We start from the raw sequence: 10,428 nt of genomic DNA, 5'->3' as shown, positions 1-10,428 counted from the left end.
AAACCTTGCCGCGCCCAAGGTCGTCTCAGTGGAAGTGACGCCGCGTCTCATGATCTGCACAAGAGCAGTTCACAGCTCCGACGTACGACCAGTCCGCGAGATTTCAGCAGCCAATCGCCCGGAAGATCACCTTCTCAGCATGTGAAGGTGTGCAGGTCAGAAGCTTGAAGCATAGTCACGTGCTGCAAACATATTGAGACGACATAGCCTCGATGGAGGACGACCCGGACGGACCGTTCGGTGCCCGCTGCTACACGCTGCCCCTCTCGGAGGCGATCGACCGGGGGATCTGCGCGCCGTACCAGGTGGTGTGCGTGGACATCACCGACACGCAGCTCCAGGCCGTGCAGCTCCTGGGTACTGAGCGCCGGTCGGACGAGGTCCGCGGGGCCCGGCTCGCAGCCCTCCAGACCGCGCTGCTCAAGGCGTCCTCGGAGGAGACCTTCCGGCGCACGCTCGTCTTCCACCACGTGGTCAAAGAGGCCGAGGCGTTCGCGGCCGGCCTGCCCGACGTCGCCGCGCAGCTGCACACCGCGGACCCTGAGCTGTACCCGCGCACGATCTGGGCGGACTGGCTGTGCGGTGAGCACAAGCCCATTCACCGGCGCCGGGTGCTGGGCGAGTTCGCGGCCGGGGTCGCCACGGACGGCACAGTCGTGGAGAAGGGCTTCCTGGGCTCGGTGAAGGTCCTCGGGGAGGGCGTCGACACCAAGAACTGCGACTCCGTGTACTGGGCCGACGTGCGCGGCTCCATGCCCGACCTCGTCCAGGCCGTCGGCCGCGCGCTGCGGATGCAGCCCGGCGAGGGCAAGGTCGCATCCCTCGTGGTGCCGGTGCTGCTCGGGCCCGGCGAGACGGCGGACAACATGCTCACCAGCCGGGCGTTCGGCGGGTTGGCGAAGCTGCTGGAGGCACTCAGGGCGCACGACGCCCGGGTGGTGGAGCAGCTCGCCGAGCAGCAGGCGCCCAGCGCCTACAAGCCCGCCTCGAAGGCCGCGCAGGGCGCGGAGAGCCGGGGCGAGGGGACAGGGGCCGGCGGGCCGTCGGCGTCCGCGCGGAAGCTGCTGAAGTTCAGCACGCCGCGCGAACCGGCGCAGCTGGCGGCGTTCATCAACCTGCGGGTCCTCAACCCGGAGCACGAGCACTGGCGGCGCGGGGTGGAGGCCGCCGTCATCTTCGCCCGCGAGCACGGTGACCTGAAGGTGCCGTTCACCTACCGCGTGCCCGAGGGTGAAGAGGCGGAAGGGATCGGGTGGCCGGCCTCGCTCGCGAACTTCCCGCTCGGGCAGTGGATCGCCGACAACCGGCGCTTCTACGCCCGCGGCGACATGGACACCGGCCGCGTCGAGCAGCTGGAGAAGCTGGGCATGGTGTGGTCGCACTTCGACGTCGCGTGGGAGGAAGGCCTGTCCGCCGCGCGCGGGTGGGCCGAGACGAACGGGCACCTCCTGGCCCCGCTGGATGCCACGCACCAGGGGTACCGGGTGGGGATCTGGTTGAAGAACGCGCGGGCCGCCGCCCGCAAGGCTGCCGAGAACGAGAAGCGGCGGGCCGAGGGCCTCCCCGTCGAGTCGTCGGCCGGAGCGCTGTCGGAGATGCGGCGCGAGCAACTGGAGGACATCGACCCATCCTGGTGCCCGGCCTGGCCCGTGGAATGGCAGCGCGCCTTCCACCTCACCCGCCTCCACCTCGAAGAGATCGGCGGCGAGCTACCCGTCGAGCCGGGCGTCGTCGTACACCGCGGCGAGGACCTCGGACGCTGGGTACGCGCGCAGCGCCTCGGCTGGGACAACCTCACCACCGTCCAGCAGTGGATGTGTGAACAGGTCCTCGGGATCGAGCCCGCACCCGAGGACGAAAAGCCGACCCCACGCCGCACACAGGCCGACAAATGGGCGCTCAACTATGAGGCCGCCCAGCAGTTCTACGAGCGCGAGGGACACCTGCGGGTACCGAGGAAGCACATCGAACGGATCGTCGGCGACGACCAGGAGGCGCGGGAACTCCGGCTCGGGGCGTGGATCGGGAACCAGCGCAGCCGGGCCGCGACGCTGTCCCCGGAGCGGGTGGAGCAGCTGTCCGCGATCGGGATGCGGTGGTCGTGATGGGCACGTCGTCACCGCGGCTGTCGTGCTCGCGGCCGGCTACCTGCTCGGGCGGCTGCGCCCCTGGCGGCGTCTGGGCAACTGGGCAGCCGATCAGGTCCGCTTCACCAGGACGTGGGTCCACGGCGGCACCGTGCGGCAGGCCGCCGTCGTCCTGGTCCACGCCGTCACCGTCCCGCGCACTGGTTGGCGCATCATGCGTGCCCCGGCCAAAGAGACGCGGACACCGGTACCCGTACGCAGAGTCCCCAAGAGGGGCGCTGGCCAGGCTCGTTGGTCGGCGGGCCACATCCGGGAGGTGCTGCTTGGCTTGCCGCCGGATACGCCCTCGATCTCGCCCTCGGCGTCCTCGGTGAGCTAGCGGACGGCGTGAGGATCAGGCAGAGGTCTCAACCGTGTAGTTGGGCCGCGCGCATCGCTTCCCGGCAGAGGCCCTGGCTCACCGCCCTCCGTACCCGTGGGCCGCTACGGGGGCAGGGCCCTCGTGCATCACCCCGGTAACAGAATGATCCACTTCCTTGTGCGGCCCGTGTCCACGCCTGTGCAGTGGGCTGATGCGCTTTCCGACGGCAGGCGGTCCGTTCTTCCGCCACCTGCGCGTGTGGCACGCCGTGGTGGCCTCTCTCGTCGTGGTGGCGGTGGTGGTGGCGTTCCTCGTCCTTCTCCCGTCCGACGACGGTGTGCGCCCGGTACCCGGCAGTCCCTGCCGACCGGTCGTTTCCGCGTCTGAGGACACGCCCGCGACCCCCGACCTCGACGGGGACGGCTTCGCCGATCTGGTGCACGAGATCTCCCGGTCGTTGAAGGTCGACGCGGTCCTCGTGCCCGGCTCCGAGCGCGGTCCGGACCACGACCGCACGACCGTCCTCACCCAGGACGACCTCGGTGTGCCGGACGACATCCAGGTGGGCGACGACCCGCTCCAGCCCACGGTCGCCGATCTGGATGAGGACGGCCACGCCGACCTCGTCGTCAGCAGCGCCGCCCAGGTCCTGTGGGGAGGCCCCAAGGGCCCGCGGGCCGACGGGCCGCACGGGCGCGTCCCGCTGCCGGGCAGCGGCTACCACACCGCGCCGATCGCCGGCGACTTCGACGGGGACGGCCACACCGACCTCGCGGTCTTCAAGGACTCGGGCGATGAGCAAAGCGAACTGGCCGTCCTCAAGGGACCGTTCAAGCGCTCGGGCGCCCCCGCCCGGACCGTGAAGATCCCCAGCCCGGTCCACAAGGGCGCGACACCCGTGCTGGTCGCCGGGGACGCGAACGACGACCGCGCCACCGATCTCGCGCTCTACGACTCCCCGTGGGATCCGCCCCTGCTGTTCACCGGCGGCGCCCGTACCGCCGGCGGCCTGAGCAAGGAGCCCGAGCGGCTGCCGGAGGGCGAGAACGTCGTCTTCGGCGACTTCGACGGCGACGGTCGGCAGGACATCGCTGTCGGCCGGAGCTTCGTCGACAGCGACGACGAGGAGGACACGCCTCACCGGCGCGGTCAGGTCAGCGTCCGCTACGGGAAGGAGCCGGGGAAGTGGGTCACCATGGAAGGCGGCGACTTCAAGAAGGGCTTCGGCAGCAAGCTCGCCGCCGCAGACTTCAACGGCGATGGCTGCGACGACCTGGCCGTCCAGCTCACCAAGAAGAAAGAGACAGGGGACGCGCGGATCGAGGTACTGCGGGGCGGCTCTGAGCACGGGCTCGGGTCGAAGCCCTGGCGCGCCACCAAGCGCTCCGTGCCGGGTGACGACGGCTCCAGCGACGGCAAGCTCTTCGACACCCACGACTGGGACGGCGACGGCCGCGCAGAACTGGCACTCTTCGGCGGGGACAGGTGGTGGATCACCGACGGCACGGACCGCGACGAGGCATCCTTCACGGTCGGCCCGGGTGCAGGTTGGGTCTCGGGGCGGCCGGCACGGCGACGGTGCGCGGCCGGGTCCGGGAGTTCAGGCGGTCCGCGCGGCGTACGGCGTGGACCCGGGCCGTGAGGGCGCCTGCGGCGAGGCGGGCCCGCTCGTACGGGGTGGCGGACCGGTTGCGGGCCAGGGGGCGCAGCACGGCCTGGTCCTCGGTGTCGTGCGGGTACAGGGCGCGGAGGTCGGCGGTCATCATCCGGCCCCGGCCGACCGGGCGGGTGTAGTGGTCGATGGCCTCTTGGACGATCTGGTCGTCCAGGCCGGGCTGGTGGGGGCGGCCGTGCAGGACGTAGGCGAGGTGGCGGTTCGGCGAGGAGGTGGTGGTACTTGAGCGGCCCGCGCATCACGTACACCACGGCGATCGTCTGGACGGCGGCCAGGGCGATGTCGACGACCGGGCGCACCCGCGCCCACACGGCCGCGGCCGCCGCCCTCGCTCGCTCGCTCGGCGAGCCGGTAGACGGTGCAGGGGTGAAAGATCTCGTCACCTCCCACACGACCGCCGAGGGACGCAAGATCCTGCACCGGTATGCGACGTGGCACCTCCTTCGCCGTATTCGCCGACGCAGCCACGGCAAGGACATCACGCACACCCAACTCGTCGTCGTCCGCCAGCACCTGCGGGCCGCCCGTCTATCTCCTCGACTGGCTTGAGGGCCAGAACCTGGCTCTTTCCATCTGCCGCCAGAGCGACCTTGAACGCTGGCTGACCAGTGACGACGTCCGCCACCGTCGAGAAGCAGGACACTTCGTGCGCTGGGCCCTCTCCCAGAAGATCGCCCGTGACCTCAGCTTCCCGGCCGTGAAATGGAACGGCCCTTCCCAGCCAATGGACGACGAGGCCCGCTGGGCCACAGCCCGCCGCCTCCTGCACGACGACACCCTCAAGCCCGAAGACCGCCTCGCCGGCCTGCTGTTGCTCCTCTACGCCCAGTGGCCCGCCGCGATCTCGCGGCTCACCGTCGACCACGTCGAGGAGATGGCCGGAGCCGTCCGCATCCGCCTCGGCGCCGTCCCGGTCGAGCTCCCCGCACCCCTCGCTGAACTGGCCCTCCAACAGGTCGCGGTTCGCCGCAGCCATGCCGTCCTCGGCCGAACAGACTCTCCCTGGCTGTTTCCCGGAGGCCAGCCGGGCCGGTCGATCAGCGTCTGGGCCATGGGCGAGAGGCTCCGCAAACTCGGCATCCGCCTCGCCGAAACCCGCTCGACCGCGCTGTTCCAACTCGCAACCGAACTGCCCGCCGCCGTCCTCGCCCGCACCCTCGGCATCGACATCACCGTCGCCGTCAAATGGCAGCGAGCCGCCGCCGGAGACTGGGCCGCCTACGCCGCCGACGTCAGCCAACGCAGATGCACACATTGATCACGCTCGGGCACACTGCGCTGATGAACGCTGATCCAGCCCCGTCTCCGCAGGAACAGGCCATCCGCCACGTCGCCTCGCTGTCGTCCGGCGCCCCGGTCGACCCCGTGCTGAGGGTGACCCTGAACTTTCACCCCGACCGCACAGTGCGCGGTCGACCGATCCTGCTCGCGTTGGCCGAGGACGGCATCTATCACTCGCAGTTCGTCACCGGCACCAGCAACGGCGGCTTGACAGCCCACCTCGGCGGTGACCGATGGCGCTGGGAGAGCCGGATTTTCGGAGGTGCCTATGACCACGCACCCGCACACGAGCGACCTGTCTACGGCGCGTTGAACTTCCGGCGCAAGCCACTCGGTGGGGCGCCCCGGTTCGGCTCCGCTCACCTTCGACTGACTGCCGAGGCCCTCACCCGAGCCACGTTCTGCTACCCGGACAGCTTCTTCGAACCAATGGCCTTCGGCGTCGCGGCCAGCCTGTCCCTCATAGAGCTGGCTGAGAACGACGACCAGGACGCACTCGACGACTACATCGAGGCACAGGTGCACGGCCCACTCATATTGGCCCGCGACGTCGAAGCACTCGTTCTGGACCCAAGCTATCGAGGCACGGACGTGGAAGCCGCCGCCCGCCGCCTGCCATGTCGGCTTGACTGGCACCCGGGACTCCGACTCACCATCGAAGAACTCGCACTCCACCCGGGCTACCGCGGACACGAGTACGTCGAACTGGGCGCGAAAATCGCCGTCGACGGTCACCTCACGCCCCGGATCATCGGTGACGCCGCACGCACCGGACTCCATGACCAACAAGCACTCAAGAAGGTGTGGCACTGCCTGGCACGCTTCGGAACACCCGAGGAACGCAACGCGTGATCAGGCATACATTCGGGCAGTTCCAATACCCGACTGCACCATTAGCGATCTACCCCGACGAGGCCATCGAGGCACACCGGGCCTTCATCGCCCGCCGGCGAGCCCTCCGCCCGGCCAGGAGTACCGCACGCCGACCAGCGAGGAATGGGACGATTTCCTCGGCCACTTCGAGAAGCGGAAGGTGTCCATCGGCACCTGCGCACGCGCCTTCGGGTCCCCTTGTATTCATGAGCACGCTTGTGTCAGATGCTCACTCCTCCGGCCGGATCCGGCCCAACGGGCACGGCTCGTCGACATCCGCGACAACCTCCTCGCCCGCATCGACGAAGCCGAGACGGAAGGCTGGCTCGGCGAGGTCGAAGGTCTCCAGGTCAGCCTGGCTGGCGCTGAGGAGAAGCTCCGCCAGCTCGATCGGGGCCACGGGCAACATACGGCCGTGGACCTTGGCATTCCCACCCACGCGTGGTGATCGATGAACCCACGAAGGGTGGGATGCCGCATGCCCCCTTAACCAAGATCGATAACACGTTCAAAGAAGCGTGCGTCAAACGCCCGTCAGAACACGATCAAGTGCCGCCTGGCCTGCAGGTCCCCAGTTCGGCTTGCCGCCGGGAAGCCCCCGATCTCCGTTCTGCCCCATGAGCATCAGGAAGAGGCTCTTCATAGCGGCCAGCCCGCGGGCGCGCCGGATCGCCGCCTCGTCTGCATGCGCGTACATGTCGAAGAACCGTGAGGCCGTGCCCGCGGGTAGCAGCACCCATGCGGCGGCGAGGTCCCACGCTGGATCGCCGGCGAACATGTCGCCGAAGTCGACGATGCCCGAGAGCGTTCCGTCCGAGACGACGACGTTCGCGGGATGGAGGTCGCCGTGCACCCACACCGGCGGGCCCTCCCACGCGTGGGCCGCAACGGCATCCGCGCTGGGCTCCGTCCTAGCAGGGCCTGTCGCGTTGGGGCTCCGCGCCGTCGAGCACGAGCTCAAGCAGACGGCGTGACCGGGGACCGCAAGCCGAGCCACTGCTCGGCGTCCCAGGCTTGGAACCGCTCCACCTCGGTGAACCCCAGCTTTGCCGCGAGGCGCATCGAACCGACGTTGGCGGTCTGGGTGGTGAGCACCACCGGCTCGCCGGGAAGGACGCCGTCGAACCAATCGAGTGCCGCCGCGCACGCCTCGGCGGCATACCCGAATCCCCACGCCCGCGGCAGGAACAGGTAGCCGAGATCGGCCTTCCCCGCAGCAGCCGGGCGACGATGCTCCGTTGCCCTCCTGAGCAGGATCTGGCCGATCATCGCCCCGTCGAGATCAACGACGAAACTCCCCGGCCACCGCTCGGGCACCCCGGGCATCTCGCGCTCAAGCTCGTCACACGGCCGGGGGCCGCCAAGGTAGGTGTGCACCTCTGGCGACGCCAGCAGCTCGATGAACACCGCACGGTCCCGGGCCTCGGGCTCTCGGAGCACGAGCCGCTCGGTCCTGATCGGGGCAGGCGGCCAGGCGACGGGTCCGAGTTCAGTCATGCCGACCAACTAATCAGCAGGCTCGGCAACGATCAAGGCTCGCGGACCGATCAAGCCAACGGCCCGGGCACCACACTCACCACCGGGGCCGTGCAGGCCCGATCCGATCCATCCGCCAGTCACCAGGTACGCCAAAACCTGCATTCTGGTGATCACGGACCGCTCTCCGCTCCCCATCTTCCCCAGACAGTTCAAAGACCAAGCAAGTGGGGCGAGGAGCAGCCCCGGCCGTTTTCAAAGGTCCCCATCAGCGGGACTGCCGTGTCCCGGCCGCGGCCGGAGTCGTTCTCCCGGGAGAGGCGTGCACGCCCGTCCCCCGGGGAAGCACGCCGCCGAACCGTACGGACTGGTCGGCCCCGGCCGTACTGCGTCCCGTATGGGGACCGGGGCCTACTCCGCACTGCGCCCCTTCGGCTTCGTGGTTCGGACGCCGCCGTTCCTCTTGGTCGTCGCTCGGGTTGCGCTGGGCGACGTCTCGCGGGGTCACAGTGCCAGGCGCCGTGGAGGGATGGGCGGCCAGCGCCTGCCAGACGAGGGTACGGACAACGCGCCAGTTCGAGGTAGTCGGCAGGCCTATGCACGGACATGGCCCCTCAGGGCCGTAGATCATTTACCGGACAAGCCTCAGGTCCGAGAGGCTTCCCATCCGCCGCAGTAACTGAAGACTCCGGCCAGGGTGCACACTCGAATCTCCACGTACCTGCCTTCGGCGAGATTTTCATCGCAGGTAACCGCACGGCCGCGACTCGGGCCGCAATAACCGGCCCTGCCGTAGTTGGTTTTCCACTCCAAAGTGGTGAGTTCATAAAACGGGTCCGGAGACAAGTGGCTCACCGAGAAGACATCGCCGCCGCTCTGGTACGTTCCCATCCCCCACTCGTTGCTTGCCCATGCGTCGGCTTCCGCCGTCCCGCTCGTGGCCACCACAAGGGCAGCCGACGCAACGGTCGCCCCAAGAACCTTCAACCATCGCACGGAAACCTGCTCCCATCGCCGTTCGACCCAGTAGAGACAACACTGCGTGCACCCCGCATGGAAATTTGGGTGCCGGAGTTACAGGTTCCTGGTCCAGATCTCCTGGACAGCGGAAACCATAATGACGGACGGCTGCACCAGAAGCTAGAGCTCGACTCCTCTTCCGCGGGGTAGGAGCAGTGGTGACGGGTGGTCATTGGGGGCGCTCGGAGGTGAGTTGCTGTGGTCCGTAGGCCGGCCGCGGCGAGGCATACGCCAGCTGACTGGATTCTGCGGTCGAAGATCACCGCGCTGAGCTGGGACACTTCACCGAGGTTCCCCTTATCCATCTCCAGCCGTTGCAACGAACCGCCCCCACTGGCAGGGCTCCCCATCGAGATCGCCGCCGACACCCCGCTCGGACCCGAGCAGGCCGCAGCCCGGCTCCGGGTAAGTGGTTGTCCGATGGGTTCCCCGAAGGTCCTCATGCTGACGTAGCCGCATCTCAGCAGGTCCAAGGTCTGTACCGGGCAGTCACTCGTTGGTGTGAGATCTCCGCTGTTCCTGGCGGATTCTGCGAGTGATCCCCGTAATTTGCCGGTTCGTGGATGAAACCAGAAGCCGTCGGCTGTCGCTGGTCCCGCAGCCAGCAGTCACGCCGAGTGAGTCACGTCCGCCAGAGGAGGGTCTGGCGGACGTGCTCACGCTGCAGCGGCGGGCCGCCGCCATCTCGGACAGCGCGGACGAGATCGCGTTCTTCCACGACGCCGTGGCCGAGTACACGTGGGCACGGGACGTGGCCGAGTACACGTGGGCACGGGACGTGGCCGGGCGTTCCGCCGGTCCTTGAAGGCCGCCTCGAAGCTGCATCTGTCGGGTTCGGTCACCGAGCTCCATCCGCATCTCCTGCGGCACGCGTGCGCGACACACAACTACGAGTCCGGCATGGCCTTGTGGGACGTGCAGAAGATCCTCGGTCACGAGTGGGCAACCACCACGGTCGGCTACCTCGGATCGGTCAAGTCCGATCCTGAGAAGGCGAGTCTGGAGGCGTCGCACAGGGCGGTGCGACGGCTGAGCGGAGAGGCGTGAGACGGTGAAGTGGAACCTGCGCTGGGTCGCGGCCCGGCGGGACATCTGGCAGCCGACGCAGCTGCAGGCCGCCTTCCAGGAGGTTGGGTTCAATCCCTCCCTGAGCAAGGTCGCCGCGCTGTGGTCGAACAAGCCGATCACGGTTCGGCTGGAGGACCTGGACAAGATCTGCGCGGCCCTGGACTGCACGGTCGCCGATCTGATGGAGGCCGAGCCGCAGCAGCACCAGGCCGAGCGTGACCAGCCGCAGCAGCGGGCCGTCGGCCAGCAGCGGGAGGGCGGCGCTGTCCGGCCGGTCCCCCGCAGCGGCGGCACCGGCCGACGAGGGCTGCCGCCGAACTCATGGACCCGAGGGAGACGAGGATCGGCGGGTGCGACCGCTGCCACGGCTGGGGGCGGCCGTTGAGGCCCATGGGCAGCTGCACCGTCTGCATCAACTGGGCGCCTCGCGGCGGCGGGGACGGTACTTGCCGCCGTTGCCGGCATCGGGCCAAGGTCGACCAGGACGGAATCTGTCGACCATGCACTGTCCAGATCCGGCTGCTGCCCGATCTTGAGTGGACTCGCCGCGCGGTCCGGCGTCGGCCTGGGCCGGTCCGTGACCTGCA

8 protein-coding genes and 3 pseudogenes are annotated in these 10,428 nt (G+C 68.9%); 7 read left to right on the top strand and 4 right to left on the bottom strand.

Annotated features, from left to right (window positions below):
- The first annotated feature begins 212 nt into the window (after nucleotides 1–212).
- Both ACFYYR_RS31345 and ACFYYR_RS31340 read left to right on the top strand, forming a co-directional pair.
- The gene (locus ACFYYR_RS31345; RefSeq protein ID WP_388861196.1) at nucleotides 213–2,105 is read left to right on the top strand and encodes a Helicase associated domain protein; all 1,893 of its coding nucleotides are present in this window, start codon (nucleotides 213–215) and stop codon (nucleotides 2,103–2,105) included.
- 554 nt (nucleotides 2,106–2,659) lie between these two features.
- Entirely contained in the window at nucleotides 2,660–4,090 is a 1,431-nt protein-coding gene (locus ACFYYR_RS31340; RefSeq protein ID WP_388861194.1) for an FG-GAP repeat domain-containing protein, read from the top strand.
- Here the strand turns inward: ACFYYR_RS31340 and ACFYYR_RS31335 are convergent.
- Nucleotides 3,981–4,464, bottom strand: a pseudogene (locus ACFYYR_RS31335) (conjugal transfer protein TraA); the annotation flags it as partial. The gene ACFYYR_RS31340 and the pseudogene ACFYYR_RS31335 sit on opposite strands and share 110 nt — an antisense overlap.
- Nucleotides 4,465–4,547: 83 nt before the next feature.
- Between ACFYYR_RS31335 and ACFYYR_RS31330 the strand changes: the two are divergent.
- Both ACFYYR_RS31330 and ACFYYR_RS31325 read left to right on the top strand, forming a co-directional pair.
- Nucleotides 4,548–5,381, top strand: coding sequence for a hypothetical protein (locus ACFYYR_RS31330; protein ID WP_388861191.1), 834 nt, complete (start codon nucleotides 4,548–4,550; stop codon nucleotides 5,379–5,381).
- A 23-nt stretch (nucleotides 5,382–5,404) separates the two neighbouring features.
- Nucleotides 5,405–6,256, top strand: coding sequence for a DUF3626 domain-containing protein (locus ACFYYR_RS31325; protein ID WP_388861236.1), 852 nt, complete (start codon nucleotides 5,405–5,407; stop codon nucleotides 6,254–6,256).
- Between the two features lie 250 nt (nucleotides 6,257–6,506).
- Here ACFYYR_RS31325 and ACFYYR_RS31320 read toward each other — a convergent pair whose 3' ends face one another.
- The 3 genes and pseudogenes from ACFYYR_RS31320 to ACFYYR_RS31310 all read right to left on the bottom strand — a co-directional run bounded on the left by ACFYYR_RS31320 (nucleotide 6,507) and on the right by ACFYYR_RS31310 (nucleotide 7,774).
- Nucleotides 6,507–6,677 carry a hypothetical protein gene (locus tag ACFYYR_RS31320; RefSeq protein WP_388861188.1) on the bottom strand — a complete coding sequence of 57 codons (171 nt, stop codon included), beginning with the start codon at nucleotides 6,675–6,677 and terminating at the stop codon, nucleotides 6,507–6,509.
- A gap of 123 nt (nucleotides 6,678–6,800) precedes the next feature.
- Nucleotides 6,801–7,172 (bottom strand): annotated as a pseudogene (locus tag ACFYYR_RS31315) (phosphotransferase); the annotation flags it as partial.
- A gap of 62 nt (nucleotides 7,173–7,234) precedes the next feature.
- Nucleotides 7,235–7,774: a GNAT family N-acetyltransferase gene (locus ACFYYR_RS31310; protein WP_388861185.1), complete on the bottom strand. Its 540-nt coding sequence runs from the start codon at nucleotides 7,772–7,774 to the stop codon at nucleotides 7,235–7,237.
- Nucleotides 7,775–9,425: 1,651 nt separating this feature from the next.
- On the opposite strand from ACFYYR_RS31310, the gene ACFYYR_RS31305 reads away from it, so the two are divergent.
- From ACFYYR_RS31305 to ACFYYR_RS31295, 3 genes and pseudogenes are all read left to right on the top strand, one after another.
- Complete coding sequence (locus tag ACFYYR_RS31305) at nucleotides 9,426–9,578, top strand: hypothetical protein (protein ID WP_388861242.1); 153 nt, start codon at nucleotides 9,426–9,428, stop codon at nucleotides 9,576–9,578.
- Nucleotides 9,512–9,820 (top strand): tyrosine-type recombinase/integrase, encoded by a 309-nt coding sequence (locus ACFYYR_RS31300; RefSeq protein ID WP_388861182.1) that lies wholly within the window; start codon nucleotides 9,512–9,514, stop codon nucleotides 9,818–9,820. The genes ACFYYR_RS31305 and ACFYYR_RS31300 overlap by 67 nt, the downstream gene beginning before the upstream one ends.
- Nucleotides 9,821–9,824: 4 nt before the next feature.
- A pseudogene (locus ACFYYR_RS31295) lies at nucleotides 9,825–10,160 on the top strand (helix-turn-helix domain-containing protein); the annotation flags it as partial.
- Nucleotides 10,161–10,428: the final 268 nt, after the last annotated feature.

This window comes from Streptomyces sp. NPDC001922, from assembly GCF_042891165.1.
Taxonomy (GTDB): domain Bacteria; phylum Actinomycetota; class Actinomycetes; order Streptomycetales; family Streptomycetaceae; genus Streptomyces.
Note: the sequence above shows the minus strand (reverse complement) of the source record. Positions and strands in the feature narration are given on the sequence as shown.